The sequence below is a fragment of the Leptospira limi genome, from assembly GCF_026151395.1.
GTDB classification, from domain to species: domain Bacteria; phylum Spirochaetota; class Leptospiria; order Leptospirales; family Leptospiraceae; genus Leptospira_A; species Leptospira_A limi.
The window spans coordinates 84,993-105,372 of sequence record NZ_JAMQPV010000002.1 but is presented as its reverse complement, the minus strand read 5'-3'; the positions used below and the strand labels follow the sequence as shown (position 1 = coordinate 105,372).

The window sequence follows — 20,380 nt, the reverse complement described above, 5'->3', positions numbered from 1 at the left end:
TAACAAGTCCCATCTATAGCAAAAACAAACATTAATCCAATCGGTACATTCACTGAATGTAGAATATAATCAATTAAACAAAAGGTAAAAAGAGAAGTCTCTATACTTTTATTGACTGGTATTTTTTCTCAATCATTCGTTCCATAGCATATGGATTTAAGATTGGCAGCAGTTCTTTTGGAACGCCAAAAAAAAGTAGATACGTTTTTTATTTGGGCAATTTTTGCTCATATTCCCCTTGTTCTTTTACTCTCTCTTGGATATGGTGCTACCTTAGTTGTCACAATTTCTGCCGTCATCATTGCCACTCTTTCTCTATTATTCTATCGATTTTTTCGTGGAAGTTTTTTCTTAAGAGCTTGGAATGGCGCAGCTCTTATGTTGTTTAGTGCCCTTCTCATCCAAGCACAATTTGGTCGTATTGAAATGCATTTTCATGTTTTCAGTGCCCTAGCTGTTTTGTTTGTGTATGAAGATTGGCGTGTATTACTTGTTGCCGCATTGACAATCGCCATACATCACTTAGTTGGAAATTACCTACAAGAGTTTGGTGTTATATTTTTGAATACCAAAGTGATTGTTTATAGTTACGGTACGGGTTTGGAAATTGTAATCACTCATGCACTATTTGTTGTGATGGAAACCGGAATTCTCATTTATTTTTCCTACCTTTCCGTATTAGATTTGAGGATACAAATTGAAACCCAAACCAATTTAGAAACGGTAATGGCGGGTGTCACTGCCGCAATTGATGAAGTTTCTCAAGGGACAAAATCCTATATTGAAAATTCAAATTTGATCACAACCGCCGTTAGAAAGTTTGAATCTTCTTTCCAAGACCAATCTTCCTCCATCGAAGCAATTTCAGCAGCAACAGAAGAAACCACTGCATCAAGCCAATTGATTTTAGAAGGATCCAATCGCCAAATCAACGAAGTAAAAACAGTAGAAGAACTCAACCGAAACTTATTCAATTTGAATGAGGGTTTTGTAAAATCATTGGAAGTGATGAGAGCAAAAATCCAAGAGTCTGCAGAGAGTGTCAAAAAAACGGAAACAGAATTTTCTACTTTGTACCAATCTATGGAAGTGGCAGTAGATGATTCTGAAAAAATGGAAGAAATTTTGGATTTGATTTCGGATATTGCCGAGAAAGTCAACTTACTTTCATTAAATGCTTCTATTGAGGCGGCAAGAGCAGGTGATGCAGGAAGAGGATTTGCAGTTGTTGCTTCCGAGATTTCAAAACTTGCCGATTCTACTGCGGATGCAACTAAAAATATCTCTACTATCTCTGGTAAAATTAAATCCGCAATCCAAGTTAGTTTTAAACAATCAAACCAAATCAACCAAACGGTCCAAGGTTTTGTGAAATCCATTTTGGCTTCAGAAGTGGGTATGGGTGAGTTAACAGAAAAAATTTCGGGAACACTCTCTGCTTTTGAGAAACAAGAAAATGCTTTAACCACTCTGGATCAAATTGCACAGGAAATGCAACTTTCTAGCAAAGAACAATCATCTAGTATGCTTGAAATATCGGATTCGATTATGGATTTAAATTTGAAAACACAAACCAACTTGAATACAAGTTCGGAAATGATTTCGTTTATCGACAAAGGAAATGTGATCTTTGAAAATTTAAAAGATTCAGTCGAAACACTTTCTGCGATGATTGAAACAGGAAATGGCACTTAAAAAATGGATCCAAAGACTACTTTGGGTCATTGTTATTATACTCTTACTAGGACTTAGTTCCTTACTTCATTTTTTTTCCAGTACATACCGAAAGATCCCTTGTGAGATCTGTGAAATTCAATTTGATACGGTACCAAAATCAAATTGGATCATCATTTATCCTGGGTTAGTTGGTTGTGGAAAAAAATGTCCTATGGCCTTGGAAAATCTTAGGCAATTTCAGTTACGATTCCCGAATTCAAAATTTTCATATTACTTTTTGGTAACTGACCCTAAAGAAACAGAAGAAGACATTCAAAATTATTTAGCATATTACCAAACTTCTTTGGCAATCCAAGCCCTACGACCAAAATCAATAGAAGAAGTTCAGTTTTATAGAAGGCTCGGTGCGTATTTACCGGAATATCCTGTTCTCAAACAAAAAGATGAACATGGAACTCAATTTTTTCTCATCCCACCAAATCGGAAAGTTGTCTATGCACTTCCCGAACTCGGTGGAAATGATTGGATCCAAATCCAAAAAGAAATGAGTAAAGAGTGAAAAAAATCTAATTAGTGGATCATATGATACACTTCTTTCATTTCCTCTCTTAGAAGTTTCATTTTGTTCGAAACATCGGGATGAGAAATGTCCTCAGGGTTTAACAAATAATTTTCAGGTCCAAGTTCTCGGATCATCAATTTAGTTTGCCAAGTGTTATCTTGAGGCATGTTGATGTCAGAAAGATAAGTATAATTTCTTTTGATTTCTGGTTTGATAAAATCTAAGATCGAATTGAAGTGATGATCGTTATAGATCTTTTTACCATCTGCAAGTCGGGTATACCCTCTCACCACATAGTCTATATAAACTACATCACATTCAAATGCTTCAAATAGGAAATTGATTGAGTCAAGTGGAATGATCTCTCCACAAGTCGAAATGTCAATGTCCACTCGGAAAGAACAGATCCCATCTGGATCAGCTGCATCAGGGTAGGTGTGGACAGTGATGTGCGATTTGTCCAAATGCATACTAACCTGCGTTGATGGGATTGGATTTCCTCCACCCTTCACATCACTCATAAGTACCATAGCAGATGCACCCACAGGATCGTAATCTTGTGCGGATACAGAGAGGATATTGGCATCAATGCGTTTGACAATCTCTTTGGAGATTTCTGTAATTTTACTCGCATTGTACTTGTCGTGGATATATGTTACATATCTACCTTTTTGATCGTCATCGAGTGTGATGCAAAAATCGTAGAGGTTAAAACTCAAAACTTTTGTCAGATTGTTAAAACCGGAAAGTTTGATTTTTTCTTTATCCATTGCTACCTGCTTGTATAAAGAACAGAAATTTGGTATTTAGGTAAGAGGCAACTGAAATAACAAGTCAGTTTTAGAAAAGTCATGGAAAACAAAATGGAATGGTGGAAACAAACTTCAATTTATCAAATTTACCCTTGGTCCTTCCAGGATTCTAACGGTGATGGAATTGGCGATTTAAAGGGAATCCTCAGACGTTTGGATGAGATCCAATCCTTGGGCGTTGAAACCATTTGGTTTTCACCGTTTTATGTCAGTCCTGGCGAAGATTTTGGTTATGATATAGCAGATTATACAAACATTGATCCCAGATTTGGGACGATGACCGATTGTGAACAATTGATTCGAGAAATCCATAAACGTAAGATGAGAGTAGTTTTGGACATGGTGATGAACCATACTTCTGACAAACACCCATGGTTTTTAGAATCAAAATCATCCATATCGAATCCCAAACGAGATTTTTACATTTGGAAAAAGGGGACTAAAGAACCACCGAATAACTGGATTTCAATGGTTGGGAAATCGGGATGGAATTATGATAAAGGAACAGATGAATACTATTACAGTAATTTTTTATCTTTCCAACCTGACTTAAATTACAGGAATCCAAAAGTCAAAAAAACCATGTTTGGCGTTCTGGATTTTTGGTTAAAAAAAGGTGTCGATGGGTTTCGTCTGGATATCTTCAATTCCATTTATAAAGATGAAAGTTTTCGAGATAATCCTTTTAGTCTTAGATTTTTTCCCACACCAGATAACCATGATGAGGCGTTTTTCCAAAAAAAACAGTATAACCTAAATCTACCTGAATCATTTTCGTTTGCAAAAGAAGTTCGGAAACACATTTCCAAATACAAACAAAAACCATTCCTCATCGGAGAAGTGAGTGGAAGTGACCAAGTATTAAAATCCTTTTTAGGTGAAAAAACTGATGGTCTCAATTTGGTGTTTCAGTTTGAGTTAATTCACTTTTCTTACAATGCAGATTTTTTTCGTAAACTACTCCAAAAAAATGAAGAATTTTTCCCAAGTCCTTATACTCCAACTTATGTATTAGGTAACCATGACCAAAGGAGATACATTGATCGGTTAGGTGGTGACATTCGAAAAGCAAAACTACTTGTTTGTTTTCAATTTATGGCAAGAGGAGTTCCTATTGTTTATTATGGAGAAGAAATTGGTAGAAAAGAAGGAAAACTCTCCAACTTTTTTGGGAAAGATCCAATTGCCAAATTGAATCGATTTGTTCCCTTGTTTTTAACGAAACTTTTGGGAATCTACATCAATCGAGATAATTGCCGACTACCAATGTTATGGGATGATTCTCAAAATGCTGGGTTCACAAATGCTAAACCATGGTTGCCTATCGAAACCGTTCAAGTTAGTGATACTGTATTGGGACAAAAAAATGATCCAAACTCATTGTGGAAACACTACCAAACAATGTTTCATATACGAAAGGATTTTGATGTCGTAAGAATTGGTAGTTTGGAAATCATTCATACAGACGAACCAACTATTTTGAGTTTTGAAAGAAGGTTTAAGAAAAAAAGACTTCGAGTATTCCTCAACTTTGGTAAAAGTCAGAAGGATTTGAATGTTGATATGAAAGGAAAAAAAATCTATGCTTTTGGTGGAGCGGAATGGGACGGGAAAAAAATGCACCTACCAGAACATTCTGGGATCATCATTGATTTGTAATTTGGAATGAGTTCAAACAAGTAAATGGCCACTCAGGTTTAATATTTTTAAGATTTTTTGAATCTGAGGTTTTACATTCGTAAGAAAGAGTCGCACACCTTGTTTTTGGAACATCATTTTTTTGTATAAAAGTAGTCCGAGTACAGCAGAGGAAACTTCTTCCACATTGGAGAAATCAATATAAATCACACTCAAATCATTTTGAAAGAGTTTTGTCATGTCTTCTTCTAGGCTTTGTGCAGAATACAAATCCAAACTACTCACTTCGATTCGGTAACTTTTTTCTTTTGTAAGTTCTGAAACCATTTTGTCCCTCACAGAGAGATCTACGGAATCCGATCGAATTACATTAGAGTACAAGCGAAAAAAATAGTTTTTAAATTTTTTCTTTTCCCTTACATTTTCGATCCAAACACTAAAGTTTGTCTAGGGATGGATGTGGGAATTCCTTCCTTTTGATCCAAAGAATAAGTGATGAGATTGCCTCCACTGGTACCATTTGATCGAAACCAAATCCCAAAGGAAATAAAAGATCACACCTGAATCTAATTTGGAATGCCCCCAAGTGCGAAGTCCAAAGGTATAACCAATTTCTGCAATTTTATCTGTTTTCACAACACCCAAAATTTCAAATAGAATTTTGTAACCTCTTGGGTGTAATTTATCTTTTGTGTCCAAGTAGACTGTTTTACGAATACCAAAAAATCCACTCATAGGATCTGAAATCTTCACAGGAAATAACCATTCTGAAATTTTTGTAGCAAAGAGACTTGCTAACTTCCGTAAGATGGGGAAATTTCCATATCCGCCATCCTGGCTCCTTCTTGTGGCAACTACGATATCATTATCTCTTAAAAGTCGAATTACATCTGGAATTTTGGTGTAATCATGTTGGAAATCTGCATCAACAACAACAAATTTGTCTCCTTCCGCCTTGTTATAACCAAAGGTAACTGCTGAACTTAAACCTTTTTCTGTGAGCCTAACAAATGGTTTCACTCGAGAATCATATTTTGCTAAAACTTTGGAAACTTTAAAGGTTCCATCAGGTGAATTATCATCAACTATAATGATTTCAAATGGAAGCCCATCTCTTTCTAGGACTTTCGTTATTGTTTCAACACAATTTTTGATATTACCTGCTTCGTTATAGGTTGGAAGTATTATGCTTGTTTTATCTTTCATGACCGGTCATTCAACTTTATACTTTTAAAAAAGCCCCTTGGTTAAGTTTTTTATACATACCTCTCCTGCATGGCAGGAGGTTAGAATCGAATTGGAACATCCATTAAACAATTGGTATTGTTTGGAACAGAGAATTTCACAGGCAAATTGAACTAATTTTGGATCTTGTTGTTTTTTTTGGTCTTCACTCAAACAGTTGTTAAGCTTTTCGCACATGTATTTGCATTGAGGTGCTTCCATTTTGGTTACTTTTTGTCCAAACTTGGGAAGGTTATCTTTGGAAAAATCCCAAATCGAAACAAAAAATAAGACTAGTAGGAGGATTCCGTATTTTTTCATTCCAATCTTCCCTTTTTCCATAAAACTATTTCCGTTTGGAATTTTTGTTTTTCCATTTTAAAAACAGAGCTAATCAGTGATTTTGTATTCATTTGAAGGTGTTGTTTCCATTGGAACCAAGAATTCACTCGATGAAATTCATTCGGAATCTTAGTTTCAATAAAACTGATGAGATAGTTTGATTCGGAACAATTTTCCTCAATTGTAAGTGGCAATGCAAATTTGACCTTAGCATTGATAAGTTTATTTTGAACGTCCATTGCGGTCCAAGGATTCTCTGCCACAATACAAACAGAATTTTCACCAACTTCTTTTGCCTCCTCACGTAGGTCTGGATCGGAAAGAGGCTTTAATAAGAAAAAAATGAAAATTGGGATCACAAGGATTTGTGTAATGAGTACAGCCCTCCATTTATTTTGATCACTTTGGAAAAAACAGAGAGAACTAACGATGATAAGAACACCCAATATAGAAAAAATAAACAAAGTATGCAATCGTAAGACAATGGAAAGTAATAATAAGATAAAATAAACAATGAGTATGCTATATCGATTCATCTTTGAAAGTAGAAGTGATTTCCATGATATTCGTTGCATAGACGTAAGTAAGAATAAAAAACTAATAAATGGAGTTACATAGTAAGGATCTTTTCGGTTTGGAAGTAGATGTAAACATGTAACCAATAGAATAAAAACGAGCAATGTAGATACATAAATCTGGTATTTGTTTTGTTTCGGGAAACGAATTGAATTCCAAACCAATTGTATAAGTGGAATGGTAAATGGAATCGTGTATATGAGCCAACCCAACCAAATTCGTAATCCTGATTGGTTTGAGGAATAAAACTTTCCTATATTTTCAGTGATAAAGAAAAACCGAAGCAAATCTTTTCCTGATGGTATTTGAAAGTACAAAAAAGAGATCCAGAGTAGTGGAATGATAAAGGTCAAAACATAAGAGAAAAGAAGGAATTTTTCTCGGATGATCTGGTTCCACTGGAATGTGATTTTCCCATTTCGAATACGAATCACTGTAACGTAAAAATAACTTATGAGTATGATTAAGATATAAACATGCAGGATCGGTCCTTTTAGTAAATACCCAATCCCTGTGACCAAACTTCCAAAAATTAGATAAGAAGTATGTTTTGTTTGTTTGTAAAAATAAAATGAATGAAAATAAAAAAGTAAAAAGAAAACCATTGGCCCTTCCATCATGAGAAGTCCAAAAAATTTCAGAGATAAAAAGGAGAAACCAAAGATTAGGGTAGTGAGTAAAGTCTCAGATTTGGATTTGCTAATGGCAAATACCAAACGATATAATAATACCATTGTACCAATTCCAAATGCAAAAGAGACCAATCGTTCCGAAAGGTAATGCACTCCAAATATAGAATCGGAAACCATTCCCATCCAAAAAAGCAGCGGTGGTTTGTATGGATTCGGAAAACCAGATAGGGAAGGTAAAAGGTAACTTCCTAGGTCTAAACTCTCACGAATGGACCTTATGTGCATGATTTCATCCCCTTGAGGGAATGGAGCATCCGGGACACCCAGTAAGGATCCAAATATCACGAGAAGTAATCCCAAAAGAAGATAAACCATAATCGTATTAAATTACATAAACGAAGATACTGACTAGTCAGTCAATATAATAATCCTAAAGAATTTGCAAAAAAGAAATAGAAAATAGAAGGAAAGATTGGACGGGTACTTTTTTAAGATTTGAAATTCTGAGTTATCGTTTTGATTCCAAATGAAAATTGAGAGAAAACTTAGAAAAAAATTAGAACTGGGAGAAATTAGTTTTTTCATTCTTTTGGAATGCAGTCTAAATTGGTTATCATGTCATCATGTGGAAAGGATAATGGAATTCTGTTGGAACAAGGAATTTCCTTACTTTTTTCCCTTTCTGATTGAATGTATCTTCAAAAACAAGATAATTCTGAATCGAGTGTTGGTGAACATATACGCTACGTCATTGAACACTACCAAATGGGGGATTCAGACAGGTCACATCGACTATGATAAAAGGAAACGTGACCTATCGCATGAAGTGGATCGAATTCTTGCAATCAATCGTTTACAAGAGTTATTCGCCTGCTTCATTGTATTCAAAAATACAGAGTAAACGGGTTTGATTTTTACCAGTCAATTGGGAAATAGTCTTTTAAAAACTTACCTATCCAATGTTTGCCTGAATTGACTCCGTCAAACAACGGATCAACGACACGAGCAGCCCCATCCACAATATCTAAGGGAGGTTGGAAATCATGAAGATCTTGTTTTCGTTTTGCAAGTTCAATTGGATCTTCATCAGTCACCCATCCAGTATCAACAGCATTCATAAAAATGCCATCCTTTGCGAAGTCTTCTGCTGAGGTATGAGTCATCATATTCAACGCTGCTTTAGCCATGTTTGTATGAGGGTGACGGTCTTCTTTTTTAAATCGATGGAATTTCCCTTCCATGGCAGAAACATTGATGATGTGTTTTTTGCCTGTGTTGTCTTTACGCATAATACCAACCAATCGATTGCAAAGAACAAAAGGTGCCACAGCATTTACCAGTTGTACTTCTAACATTTCGGAAGTATTGATTTCGCCAAGTTTCAATCGCCAACTATTTGTTTTTCTGAGGTCCACCTGTTGTAAATCGGCATCTAATTTACCGTCAGGGAATACGGATTCCAATTCATGAGAATTGTCATGAGAATATGGGATTTGTGAAAGTGCGGCTGAAGACCTGATTCCAACACCAGGAGTTTTATGGTTCCAACTAACGGCTAAGGCAGTTGCTGTGTCTTTCATTTCCGTATCAGACCGGTAGGAATCCAATTCATTTTTACAGTGTTGGTAAAAACTTAATAGTTTTTGCGCTTCAGAAGGTAAGTCAACAATTGGGATTTTTTCTGTTTCGAGTAAATGAGAATAAAAGCCAGGTGGTCTTCTGACTGTTTGAGCTGCATTGTTGATGAGGATATCCAATCGTTCTAAGTGGTTTTCCAAGAATTTACAAAAAATCTCCACACTTGGTGTATGCCTTAAATCCAAACCAAAGATTTGTAATCGGTCTTTCCATAAGTGAAAATCAGATTCCTTGGAGAATCGAATCGCTGAATCGTTTGGAAATCTAGTTGTCGCGATGACACGAGCACCTGCACGTAATAATAACAAAGTGGCTTGGTAACCAATTTTTAATCTCGAACCAGTGATAACGGCAACAGTGCCTCTTAAATCAGCGGTTTGGTAACGTTTGGAGTAATTGAGTTCCGCACAATTGGGACACATGGAGTCATAAAAAAAATGTAATTTAGTGAAGGGAGTTTTACAGATATAACAAGGTTTAGGTTGGGATAATTCAGTGGCATTATCCCATGACCATCCAGCAGAATCGGAAATTTGTAGTGGAGCTTTGAAGACAGCGGACTCCCTTGCTCTTCGAATCCCTGTCAAAGCTGTTTTTTGTTTTTCTTGGGTTTTTAAACTTTCTTTTTTTTCGATGCGAACAGTTCGATTCCGTTTTCGAACTTCATTTCGATCCGGTCTTGAAATTTTCCCACAAAGGATCATTAGCTCAAGGCGTTTTTCTTCCGGTATGGTAACGAGTTCTTTTGGTGAATCTAATAGAGTTTTTAATTCACGTATTAAAGAATCAATGTCCATAAAACCAGAATTTTAGGAACATTGGGGTAATCAACTCTCTTTGGAATTAGATTTTTTGAATTCTAATCTTACGTCTGCCAGTAAACCGAATATTGCCATCCAAAATGCATGAATTTTCCATTTCGGAATGAAGGTTTTTAACCTGCTCTCTCATATTCTGAATAAGAGTAATTACATCTACCGTACTGTTACATTGTAATTGAGTGAATAGTTTTTCTTTGTCGTAGTAGAGTGCCTGTAACTGTTGTTCTAAGAGATTTAATAAAGTATCCTCATGAATATTTTGCCGGCTGTCAGTCGAAATTTCTTCAATCATCAATTCTCGAATTGGTTTGGTTAAAAATTCTTGGATTTCGTTTAAGTCTTCATCGTGAATGAGCGGTTCTAAAGCAATTAGTATGTATGTTGTTAAAGATGCTTTAATGATTAGATTAGGATCAGCTTCTCCTGTATTAAAATTTTGGTATTGGATTTGTGTGTTGAGTTGTTTCCAATAACATTTGAGTTCAACGTATTTTGAGAAAATTAGAACACTCAATTCTTCCTTGATTTCGACATCATCTAATATATCCAAAAATTGATGGATCATAGAATCAAACCAAAGGTGAATTTTGTTTTTATGTTCCTCGTTTTGTCCAAATCCAATCATCCATTCATTTATGTTTTCGGCGACAGAAGATTTAAAGTTTTGGTTAGAAAGTTTATCTTTTATAAATTGTAATTCCATATGTGTCTCTATTGGTTTGGATTTTTATGGAATCGATGATTCGGTATGTAAGCTGACAAAATCGATTCAATCTGGATTCGATTTGTGTTTACTTTTCTGTAATTTTCTTTAAATGAATAAAGGTAGGTTAATTCCTTTTCCAGGTTTTGGAATTCATGGATGATTGTATCGATGTCAGAAGAACCTAATGCTGATTCCAGTTCTTCTTTTTCCTTGTACAATGCGACAATTTGGGATTCTAAATGTTCTTCTAATGTTGGATCCATTATGCATTAGACGAATTACTTTTTCAAAACAGAAATAATATTGAATTCGACGAGTATACTCCAGGAACGTTTGCTTTGCCCAATCCTCACTGGTTTCAAAATTCGAACCAAATGGTTAGAGTCAATTTGAGTGAAGGACTCTCCTTTTTGGATGGCAAGTAAAGCGTCGGTATTGAGTCCCTCTACTTTCGAGCCTAATTTACCAATTTCGGGGTGTGAAGCAAAATTACCTTCATATGTTACAAGTGAGGTGGTTCCAATCCCAAAGATTTTTTTGGGCGATAATTCTTTTTGAAGTTGTTCCAGTGAAAAGTCGGCGCCTAAAATCCCAGCAAATTTCGAATGCAAAAACAAATTTGTCATCAAACTTGTCATTTTTACTGTTTTGCCTTCAATAGGATAGTCATAAGGTTCCATCATTACGTCTTCACCCAAATCACGAGGTAAGACATACCATTCATTTTCACCGGGAACATCATAACCTTGTAAAGGTTCAATTGATATCCGACCAGTATGGCGATGGCAATAGGGAACAAATCGGCCTTTTGTATCGTGGCCTTCTTTGTTTTGGTATTCATGATCCTTTTCATCGATCACATTTGGCTCACAACAAATTGCATACGCTAACTGTTGTTCATTTTGGATTAAATATTCTTGTAGGATGAGTAGAAGGTGTTCTCGCTTCATACCTATGTTCGCATGTACCAAACTTTGGATTAAAAATTTTAAGCCATACAATGAGGTAGCCATGATATAGAATTTTGATTCTAATACTTTAGCTATGTTGTTGGCCCATAAGTCTGCATATTCGATGACGGATTGTTTTTCCATCTCGAGTACATCAGCATTTGCTTCTGAGTTTTCTAGATTGATTCTAGATAATATTTCCGAGATTTTTTTAGTGGCTTCTGAGGTTTGGAAGGACAATTTTGTGACTTCATTTGCGACAATTTCAAATCCTCTTCCGTGTTCACCCGCTCTTGCCGCTTCAATGGATGCATTTAATGCAAGTAAGTTGGTCTGCTTTGCGACTTGTTGGATGGAGGATGCAACAGAACCAATTTCTTTTGATCTTTCGCCAAATGAATCAATCAGTTCTTTGAGTTTTTTCATACCCAAATTTGAATATTTGTCATCCATCCTTAAGCCATCCTTAATTCAGATTCTGTTCTTTTTTGAGTATCGGAGTTACCAGTATTCTTATTGATATCCAGCTTGTTGCAATCGAAATAGTTTTTCATATTTTCCCTTTTTCGAAAGTAAGGTTTCGTGATCTCCCCATTCGGTTTTTTTACCTTGTTCTAAAACCAATATTTTATCTGCCATTCTTACCGTTGAAAATCGATGAGAAATCAGAATGACTGTTTTTCCCATCGTGTGTTCCCTAAAGTGTTCGAATACTTTCATTTCTGCTTCCGCATCGATAGCAGAAGTTGGTTCATCTAAGATTAAAATGTCTGCCTTGGATCTCATAAATGCTCTCGACAAAGCTATCTTTTGCCACTGCCCACCGGAAAGTTCTCTACCATCTTGGAACCATTTTCCTAAACGTGTTTGGTATCCAAAATCCAAACGTGTTACGAATTCGTGTGCCATGCCCAATTTTGCAGCACTCATCCATTGTGATTCTGATTGAATTTGTTTTACATCTCCCATTCCAATATTGTCTCCAACCTTAAATTGGTATTGGACAAAATTTTGAAAGATAACTCCAAATCGTTCTCTTAAAGATTCTTCTTCCCAATCAACAAGATTGATTCCATCCAAATAAATATTTCCTTTAGTAGGTGAATACAAACGAGTCAATAATTTGATTAAGGTAGTTTTCCCCGATCCATTTTCTCCAACAATTGCTAGTTTTTCACCAGCTGGAATTTCGAAACTAATATCTGTTAGTGAATCGTTTGTGGATCCTGGATATAAAAATGATACTTGATCAAATACGATGCCAGTTTTTGTATTTGTACTTTTATGGATGCCAACTTTTTTCGGAACTGATAAGTTTAAAAACTCCATAAGGTTTTCGATATACAAATGGTCTTCGTAAATTCCACCAAATGCCGATAATGCATTTGCAAATGTAGATTGTCCTTGGCGAAATATTACTAAATACATGGTCATTTCACCAAGAGTGATTTGTTTTTGTAAGGCAAGACTTACAATCCAAATGTAAGATCCATAAAATGCCAACTGGCTGATTAGTCCTAAGAAAAAACTCACTATACTTTTTTTAACCGTTAGCTTCTTATCTTCTGCATATATTTTTTGAAAATTGTTTTTGTAACGATTTAAAAATTCCTTACCTAAGTTAAATAATAAAATTTCCTTTGCGTTATCTTCTCTTGCCATTAATGTTTCTAGATAAACTTGTTCTCTGGTTTCTTTTGCTTTCCATCGGAAGAGTCTGAAATTATGATTTGAGAACTTTGTTTCAGCTATGAATGTTGGAATAGCCGCTATGATTAAAATGATGGAGGCCAATGGAGAAAGTTTTACAAGTAATCCAAAAAAACTTACAATCGTAATTGAAGATTGTGCAATCGTAAAGAATCGATTTACCATTGATAAAGGTTTTGAAGATGCCTCTGATCTTGCTTGGGTCATCTGATCGTAAGTTTCTGAATTTTCAAATTGGGAAAGTTCTAAGGTGATTGCTTTTGAAAGGATCCTTTCATTGACTTCTTGGCCCAGTTTAATCCTTAGTAAGGTTGTGCAAAGAAAGTATAACTTTTGAGCTCCAAAATAGATGACAGTGATAATTCCTTCAAAGTAAACATAAGTTGCAGTTTCAGAATAAAATAGGTCATACCAATTACCAGATGTAATTTTGGAATGTAAGATGGAATCAATGATGAGTTTTCCAATCCAAACTAATGTTGAAGGAAACAATCCATTTAAGATAGTCAAAAACGTAATGAGTAATGTTAAAGTAGGGGAACTATGATAAGCGAGCCGAAACGCTATTTTGGATGATTGAACGATACGGAAAAAAGTATCCAACATACTGGTTAGATTGTTTTCGGAGGGATGTTTCGATAGCTTTTTTTAATAAAATACATTGAAAACATTGAATTCCACTTTCCGAATTTCAAATCACTTGATTCGATGTTACTCGTATGCCAAAGGAAAGATTGGATAAAGTTCTGGGAAATTTTGGATTAGGATCTAGGTCCGATGTAAAAAAGGAAATTTACCAAGGTAATGTCAAAGTAAATGGAATCGTTGTTAAGGACCCCGGTTTTAAAATCACAATCAATGATGTAGTTGTTTTTTATGACGAAACTTTGATTCGCAAAGATTTTTATTATTTTATGATGAATAAAGCTCCCGATTGTATCACTGCTACGGAAGACCCTCGAGAAAAGACTGTGATGGATTATTTAAGTGAAAGGCATCAAAACATGAATTTGTTTCCCGTAGGAAGATTGGATAAAGAAACAGAAGGACTATTGCTTTTTACCACAGATGGAACTTTGGCTCATTATTATACTTCTCCAAAACATTTAGTTGAGAAAGAATACTTTGCAGAAATTTCAGAACCAGTAACAAAAGAGGATATATTAAGTTTTGAAACTGGAATTGAGTTAGATGATGGATACAAAACAATACCTGCTCGTCTGGCTATTCCTGATGAAACAAAACCTCGTATAGTCACTGTTTGGTTAAAAGAAGGGAAGTATCGTCAAATCAGGAGGATGTTCCAAAGTTTGGGCAAAGAAGTTTTGTATTTAAAACGAGTGAAAATGGGCAATTTAAAGTTAGATCCTTCAATTCCTATAGGTAGTTACCGGGAGTTAACGGAAGAAGAAGAAACCCTGCTCAAACAAAAAATACCGATCATTCAATAAATCTTTCTATTTTATCAAAAAATGCAGCAGGTGCTCGTCTTGGTCTTGAATTTGAAAGTGAAACAAACAACTGTTCGTCTTTCATACTTGCAAGTAAGTTTCCTTTTGAATCTAAAATATCCTGTCTGAAATAAAAACGGATTTTTTCAAAACTTTCGATCCAACTTAAGATTTTCACATGAGTTCCTGGTTCTATTGGTTTATAGATCTGTATTTCGCCGCCCATAAAAAAAGTAGTAGAGTCAGTTTCTTTGATCAAATTGAGATCTACAATTTCTTTAAAAAACAGGAAACGTCCCTCTTCGAAAATTTTCCAAATGGAATCAGAAGGTAAATTCCAAAAACAATTCATATCACTGAAAGGAATGTAATAATCATGTTCCACAATGTTTTGATTTGTTGGTTTTGGGTGGATCGTAAATTGATAAGGAGTGACACTTAATTTGGGAAGATCTGGAATTTTGATTTTTTTTTCATCCTTCACCAATGTTGAGGTTGTTTCAATTTCACATGCTTTTTTTCCATTGGAACCTACAATGGATTGTTTCCACAAGAGGGTTCCATCATTCATACCATAAACTTCCGATTCAACTGTCATTTCGGAATTTACAAATTGTTGGTTTAGGAATCTTACATTAGTGGAACCAGGAACATAACTAATATTAGTATTTAACATTAGTTCAATGGGATAACCAAATTCTCTTAAAACTTCGCATCGAGCATCGTAAGCAAACCTTTCATAGGTTCGACTTGTGACATGTCGATTCCAATCCAAATCAAAGTGTCGAGTGGATAATGTTTTGCGGAAAATTTGATTCATTCCTCCTTTCTTTCCATTTGAATGGATTGGTAAAGAAAAAATCTAATGTAGACTATCATATCGTTATGTTATTTGGGGTTTGACGATGTTGGCTTGACACATCAAGAAATCCTAATGGCAACCATTCATTTCTTAATTTTATTTTAAAAAATCTCTGTTAAAAACTCATGATCATGGTCAGTCATAATTTTATCTTTTATTTCGATGAAAAAAGGCGATTGCCATTTTTGAGTTAAAATTCCTTGTTTGTTATTTGGATTGTCCCATCGAGGATAAACTCTGAACCCTAATTTTCCTTTCTGTTTTCCAAAAAGAATCCCTTTTTCATTTAAAATTTCTTTGTTAAATAAAAAATATCCAATATGATCATTATAAATTGTCTCAATGATTGATAGATGGAAAAGGTCTTTATATTGATACGGTTTGATAGTACCACTTTTACTTCTTTTCCATAGAGTAACAAAAAGGCCATTTTTCTTGGGAGTGTTATTCGCTGTTCGAAAAATCACCTTCTTGTTGTTACAATTGAAACTACAAGAATTGTAGTTTTTGCCTTCTTTTTCGATGATGATGTTTTCCATTTTCAATTCTAATGGATTCAAAAGATGTTTTTGAATGTTAACTAAAAAGTTTGGGAACATGTAGGTGAAATTGTTTGTGGTAGATAAACTTGTGAATTAGTGAGAAAGAAACTTAAGTCCTATGATCGATACCACCAAAGTGGATAGGAAAAAAAGCCTCCAAAATTCCACTGGCTCTTTGAAAAAAATAATTCCAATAATTATGGTTCCTACTGCGCCAATTCCAGTCCAAACTGCATAGCTTGTTCCAATAGGAAGAGTCTTGGTAACTTTAATCAATAAACCCATACTGATACAAAGCGAAACGAAAAAACCTAAATACCAATAATAAACCAAATATCCAATGGAATCCTTTGCCTTTCCTAAACAAAAAGCAAATAGAACTTCAAATAAACCCGCAAGAAACAGTAATATCCAGTTCACACAAACTCCACTATAACCGATATATCATGATCTTATTCAAATGTAAATTGGTTTATTTATTAGAATTCCATGGTTGATTACATAAAATAAATATTCAACTTTATGGTTTAATAATTGACTAAAAAAAAACAAATTAGATATTATACCAAATGGTTGAATATAAAAAAAAAGAACAAATATTAAATAAGGTGTTTGCTGCGCTTGCTGACCATTCAAGAAGACAAATGTTGGCAAGGCTTAGAAAAGGTTCTTTGAGTATTTCGGAGCTTGCTGAACCATTTGCTATGTCGTTTGCTGGTGTTGCAAAACACATCGAAGTATTGACTGACGCAAAATTGGTTCGAAAAGTTCGCGCACAAGATGACGGGCGAAGTTATCGATTGGAACTTGAAAACCAAACTTTAGAGGAAGCAAGTCATTGGATACTGTATCACCAAGAGTTTTGGACAAATAAATTAGCAAGTTTAGAGGCATTTTTAGAGGAGAATGAGCATGAGCCCACAAGTAATAAAAGTAGAAAGAGAAATTAATGCAGATTTAAATCGAATTTTTCAAGCATGGTTAAATGCAGATCATCTTTCGCGTTGGTTTTTGTCAGGCGAAGATATTGGTATTGAATCTGTTTTTATTGATCCAAAACCTGGTGGAAAATTTACAATTAACATGAGTTTAGATGGAAAAATATTCCCTCATACAGGCGAATATATAACCATTGAAGAGCCGCATAAATTAGTATTTACTTGGTGTTCTCATGCAACGGAGAATAGGGAAACACTAGTGACAGTTACATTAAAAGATGTATCGAATAAATCAAGTGATGTAAATGTCTCCGCAATACAGCCAAGAACATTAGTAACCTTGGTTCACGAAAAATTAATCAGCAATATCGAAATTAAAAACCATAATCATGGTTGGACCAATGTATTGGAAGCCTTAGATTTTTGGTTTCGTAACTAGATTTAACAAAGAAGAAATAAAACTTTTTAAATAAGGAGTGTTGTATGGGAATTTATCACAAAATCGGAGTTAAGGCTTCCGTAAATGAGGTAATGAGTGCGTTGACCACCAAATTAGGTTTGTCTAATTGGTGGACAAAAGATGTCGAGGGAAGTTTTGCAAGTGGTGCTTCTGCTATAGGCGAAGTGATTACTTTTGAGTTTGGTCACGGGAATGCAATTGAGATGAAAGTACAGGAGATTTCACCAAAACAAGTGATATGGGAATGTGTTTCTGGACCAATTGATTGGATTGGTTCTCATGTTGATTTCCATTTAAATTTCGGAAAAGCAACAACTGGCGAAGAGATGACAATCCTTTATTTTCGGCATCATGATTGGAAACGAGAATCTGAGTTTACCGCGCATTGTAGTATGAAGTGGGCAACGTTTCTTTTGAGTTTAAAGAATTTACTTGAAACTGGAATTGGTAGAGCTTCGCCAAATGATATTAAAATTGATGATATGAATTGATATTAAATATATTAGTCACCCCTTCCTTTGTTCTAAGTTTAGCAAAGGAAGGCGTTGATAATAACTAAAAAGATATAATGTTGGTAATTTTCATTATAATTTCTACTGATTGAAATTGAATTGAGCCTATTTTGTTTATATCTATTCTGTAAATCATTGAAAAATTCTTCCTTTTGCAATTTAAGCAGCTAGTTAAATTCTTTGAATGTAACTGAAGAAATTATTGCCAATTGTATCTTCTTTTCTTTAGTATTTAGACTAAGATGGAATTGTATGAATTTGAGTTGTCTGGAAATTGTTACAAAGTCAGATTGATGTTGTCTTTATTGAATTTAAAATATGAAAGTCGAATTGTTAACGGTCCTGAAAAAGAACATAAATCTTCTACCTTCTTGGAGATGAATCCATTTGGCCAAGTGCCAGTATTAAAAGATAATGATATTGTTTTAAGAGATAGCCAAGCTATATTAGTATACTTAGCAAAAGCTTATGGAGGTAACGATTGGTTTTCTGAGAAGCCCGCGGAAGCTGCAGAGATTATAAGTTGGTTATCTATAGCTGCAAACGAAGTTTCCCGTGGGCCAGGAGCACTACGCGCGCATTTTATTTTAGGACGTCCAATCAATGTAGAAGAAGCCAAAGCTGTAACAACAAGTCTTCTGAATGTTTTAGAAAAACAATTATCAGAATTCCAATGGTTGGCGACAAATAAGATTACCATCGCTGATATTGCCATATATCCTTACATCGCACTTTCTCGTCAAGGCAATGTTAGTTTATCAGGATATAAATCGATACGAGAGTGGATGAGTCGAATTCAAAATTTACCAGGTTATATCGGTATGTCCGGTTTAACACCTTAAATGAATTGTTCTAACGAATAGTAACATCCGTAACTGAAATTTTAGTGGAGTTTTTCACCGTTTGCCAACTTTGTAATGATTTCCTTTATGCGTTTTTCTCTTGTCTCAGCTTTTTTCGCAGTTTGTAGCCGGAATGCAATTGAGTATAAATTTGATTTCTTGAGGCCTTTGTAAAACTCTTTTGCTTTTTTGTTCTTACTAAGTTCTTTCAGAAAGTCTTCAGGAACAGATATTTTGCTTGGCGAATCATATGCTTTTTCCCATCTACCATCGGCTTTTGCTTTTTCGACAGCTTCTAAACCTTCTGGTTTCATTTTCCCTTCTTGGAACAGTCTTTCAACATGTCCTATATTTATTTTTGACCAAATACTTTTCGCTGTTCTTGGAGAAAATTTTTGTAACCATGCTTGTTCGTCAATCGATTGTTTTTGGCTATCAATCCAGCCATAACATAGTGCCACATCAAGTGCTTCTGGATATAAAATTGTCCTCTTTCCTGATTCTTTTTTAAATATCTTGATCCAAATTCCGATGGAGCTCTTATGATTCTTCTCAAGCCAAATTTCGAATGATTCTGCTGACAAAAATTCAATGATAGGTAAAGTATTTGGTATAGCCATTTGATTACAATTCAATAGGAAATGCGGATTGATTGAAGATTTTCATGTGTTTTTTGGGAAATATCCAATACGTTTTTTGATCATTCGATTTATGGACCGGATGAATCAATTCTTTGAAAGCAGGGAAATATGAAATTTCCCGCTTAATAATTGTTACTTTAATTATTTTTGTAACTGTATGCTACAGAAGACCGTCTTTTTTAATTTGAATTACCAAATTTTGATACGTATTTAAAAAGAGAAAATCTCTGTTTGTAACTGGAGTGCCAGTGAAAGGCATAAGAAAAATCATTGGTAACCACTGAAACATGGTAAATGAATCTCTAAGTTCATATTTATTTTGTTTATTTCCTTTATTAGCTGTTACTTTAATATCAACAGTCATAGTTTGCCAATAAGGAATTAGAGTTAGAGATGAAGCGCTAAATATAAGTGGAATTATTCTCAAGTGATTGACGCGATCAAAAGCGGTTCCATCTACAACCAGATTAGCTTCTTTGGGACCTTCAACAAGAGAGCAACAACCAGATTCTAGAATTGCTTTATCAAACCAACTTTTATGAGCGGCAGCCCATAATACACCATCAGGTTCTTTGGTATCGTAAGTCCAACGACTAAAGACTTTTATTTTCTCAGTTTTGATCGTTTTGTATTCACTTTCTTGAGCAATCGGGAGATTGTTTTCTCTGAATGATGCACAGTTTAGTGCAAAAAATAAAATTGAATAGGTTAATAAAAAAGAATTTTTACGAAACATTTTTTTCCTCACGGTCGAATTTTAAGTTTAAAAGTAGTTTCGTCAATAAAACATTTTGTATTCCAAATTATTCTTATATAGTTCGAAATTGTTCAATCTTTAATTAGG

23 protein-coding genes are annotated in these 20,380 nt (G+C 34.7%); 8 read left to right on the top strand and 15 right to left on the bottom strand.

Translation table 11 applies throughout. The features are described from left to right. Positions 1-162 precede the first annotated feature (162 nt). Positions 163-1,695 (top strand): methyl-accepting chemotaxis protein, encoded by a 1,533-nt coding sequence (locus ND812_RS14050; protein ID WP_265376047.1) that lies wholly within the window; start codon positions 163-165, stop codon positions 1,693-1,695. Then, a complete protein-coding gene (locus ND812_RS14045; RefSeq protein ID WP_265376046.1) occupies positions 1,685-2,236 on the top strand; it encodes an SCO family protein in 552 nt (183 codons plus the stop codon). Before ND812_RS14050 ends, ND812_RS14045 begins: the two co-directional genes overlap by 11 nt. Positions 2,237-2,247: 11 nt before the next feature. Here ND812_RS14045 and speD read toward each other — a convergent pair whose 3' ends face one another. After that, entirely contained in the window at positions 2,248-3,009 is a 762-nt protein-coding gene (gene speD, locus ND812_RS14040) for an adenosylmethionine decarboxylase (protein ID WP_265376045.1), read from the bottom strand. Between the two features lie 81 nt (positions 3,010-3,090). Here speD and ND812_RS14035 point away from each other — a divergent pair, with 81 nt between their 5' ends. After that, complete coding sequence (locus ND812_RS14035) at positions 3,091-4,710, top strand: glycoside hydrolase family 13 protein (RefSeq protein ID WP_265376044.1); 1,620 nt, start codon at positions 3,091-3,093, stop codon at positions 4,708-4,710. A 12-nt stretch (positions 4,711-4,722) separates the two neighbouring features. On the opposite strand, the gene ND812_RS14030 is transcribed toward ND812_RS14035, so the two are convergent. The 9 genes from ND812_RS14030 to ND812_RS13990 all read right to left on the bottom strand — a co-directional run bounded on the left by ND812_RS14030 (position 4,723) and on the right by ND812_RS13990 (position 13,894). Then, entirely contained in the window at positions 4,723-5,016 is a 294-nt protein-coding gene (locus ND812_RS14030) for an STAS domain-containing protein (protein WP_167396506.1), read from the bottom strand. 120 nt (positions 5,017-5,136) lie between these two features. Further along, the gene (locus tag ND812_RS14025) at positions 5,137-5,895 is read right to left on the bottom strand and encodes a polyprenol monophosphomannose synthase (protein ID WP_265376043.1); all 759 of its coding nucleotides are present in this window, start codon (positions 5,893-5,895) and stop codon (positions 5,137-5,139) included. A gap of 24 nt (positions 5,896-5,919) precedes the next feature. Next, a complete protein-coding gene (locus tag ND812_RS14020) occupies positions 5,920-6,234 on the bottom strand; it encodes a hypothetical protein (protein ID WP_265376042.1) in 315 nt (104 codons plus the stop codon). After that, a complete protein-coding gene (locus ND812_RS14015; protein ID WP_265376041.1) occupies positions 6,231-7,838 on the bottom strand; it encodes an ArnT family glycosyltransferase in 1,608 nt (535 codons plus the stop codon). Before ND812_RS14015 ends, ND812_RS14020 begins: the two co-directional genes overlap by 4 nt. A 539-nt stretch (positions 7,839-8,377) precedes the next feature. Beyond that, positions 8,378-9,898 (bottom strand): SDR family oxidoreductase, encoded by a 1,521-nt coding sequence (locus tag ND812_RS14010; RefSeq protein WP_265376040.1) that lies wholly within the window; start codon positions 9,896-9,898, stop codon positions 8,378-8,380. A 46-nt stretch (positions 9,899-9,944) separates the two neighbouring features. Continuing rightward, complete coding sequence (locus ND812_RS14005; protein WP_265376039.1) at positions 9,945-10,625, bottom strand: hypothetical protein; 681 nt, start codon at positions 10,623-10,625, stop codon at positions 9,945-9,947. Between the two features lie 8 nt (positions 10,626-10,633). Continuing rightward, a complete protein-coding gene (locus tag ND812_RS14000) occupies positions 10,634-10,891 on the bottom strand; it encodes a hypothetical protein (RefSeq protein ID WP_265376038.1) in 258 nt (85 codons plus the stop codon). A 15-nt stretch (positions 10,892-10,906) separates the two neighbouring features. After that, positions 10,907-12,031 (bottom strand): methyl-accepting chemotaxis protein, encoded by a 1,125-nt coding sequence (locus ND812_RS13995; RefSeq protein ID WP_265376037.1) that lies wholly within the window; start codon positions 12,029-12,031, stop codon positions 10,907-10,909. Positions 12,032-12,091: 60 nt separating this feature from the next. Continuing rightward, positions 12,092-13,894 carry an ABC transporter ATP-binding protein gene (locus ND812_RS13990; RefSeq protein WP_265376036.1) on the bottom strand — a complete coding sequence of 601 codons (1,803 nt, stop codon included), beginning with the start codon at positions 13,892-13,894 and terminating at the stop codon, positions 12,092-12,094. A 113-nt stretch (positions 13,895-14,007) separates the two neighbouring features. On the opposite strand from ND812_RS13990, the gene ND812_RS13985 reads away from it, so the two are divergent. Then, a complete protein-coding gene (locus ND812_RS13985; protein ID WP_322113695.1) occupies positions 14,008-14,739 on the top strand; it encodes a pseudouridine synthase in 732 nt (243 codons plus the stop codon). Here ND812_RS13985 and ND812_RS13980 read toward each other — a convergent pair. The 3 genes from ND812_RS13980 to ND812_RS13970 form a co-directional block, all read right to left on the bottom strand. Further along, positions 14,729-15,559, bottom strand: coding sequence for an acyl-CoA thioesterase (locus ND812_RS13980; protein WP_265376034.1), 831 nt, complete (start codon positions 15,557-15,559; stop codon positions 14,729-14,731). The genes ND812_RS13985 and ND812_RS13980 overlap by 11 nt on opposite strands. Before the next feature lie 143 nt (positions 15,560-15,702). After that, entirely contained in the window at positions 15,703-16,140 is a 438-nt protein-coding gene (locus ND812_RS13975; protein ID WP_265376033.1) for a MepB family protein, read from the bottom strand. A gap of 96 nt (positions 16,141-16,236) precedes the next feature. Then, the gene (locus ND812_RS13970) at positions 16,237-16,563 is read right to left on the bottom strand and encodes a DMT family transporter (protein WP_265376032.1); all 327 of its coding nucleotides are present in this window, start codon (positions 16,561-16,563) and stop codon (positions 16,237-16,239) included. 149 nt (positions 16,564-16,712) lie between these two features. Between ND812_RS13970 and ND812_RS13965 the strand changes: the two genes are divergently transcribed. The 4 genes from ND812_RS13965 to ND812_RS13950 all read left to right on the top strand — a co-directional run bounded on the left by ND812_RS13965 (position 16,713) and on the right by ND812_RS13950 (position 18,895). Then, positions 16,713-17,093, top strand: coding sequence for an ArsR/SmtB family transcription factor (locus tag ND812_RS13965; RefSeq protein ID WP_265376031.1), 381 nt, complete (start codon positions 16,713-16,715; stop codon positions 17,091-17,093). Further along, complete coding sequence (locus ND812_RS13960) at positions 17,056-17,520, top strand: SRPBCC family protein (RefSeq protein ID WP_265376030.1); 465 nt, start codon at positions 17,056-17,058, stop codon at positions 17,518-17,520. Before ND812_RS13965 ends, ND812_RS13960 begins: the two co-directional genes overlap by 38 nt. Before the next feature lie 44 nt (positions 17,521-17,564). Next, on the top strand, positions 17,565-18,032 hold the full coding sequence (locus ND812_RS13955) for an SRPBCC family protein (protein WP_265376029.1): 468 nt from the start codon (positions 17,565-17,567) through the stop codon (positions 18,030-18,032). 263 nt (positions 18,033-18,295) lie between these two features. After that, positions 18,296-18,895: a glutathione S-transferase family protein gene (locus ND812_RS13950; RefSeq protein ID WP_265376028.1), complete on the top strand. Its 600-nt coding sequence runs from the start codon at positions 18,296-18,298 to the stop codon at positions 18,893-18,895. A gap of 41 nt (positions 18,896-18,936) precedes the next feature. Here ND812_RS13950 and ND812_RS13945 read toward each other — a convergent pair whose 3' ends face one another. Then, positions 18,937-19,515: a YdeI/OmpD-associated family protein gene (locus ND812_RS13945; RefSeq protein ID WP_265376027.1), complete on the bottom strand. Its 579-nt coding sequence runs from the start codon at positions 19,513-19,515 to the stop codon at positions 18,937-18,939. 181 nt (positions 19,516-19,696) lie between these two features. After that, complete coding sequence (locus tag ND812_RS13940; RefSeq protein ID WP_265376026.1) at positions 19,697-20,272, bottom strand: hypothetical protein; 576 nt, start codon at positions 20,270-20,272, stop codon at positions 19,697-19,699. Between the last annotated feature and the right edge of the window lie 108 nt (positions 20,273-20,380).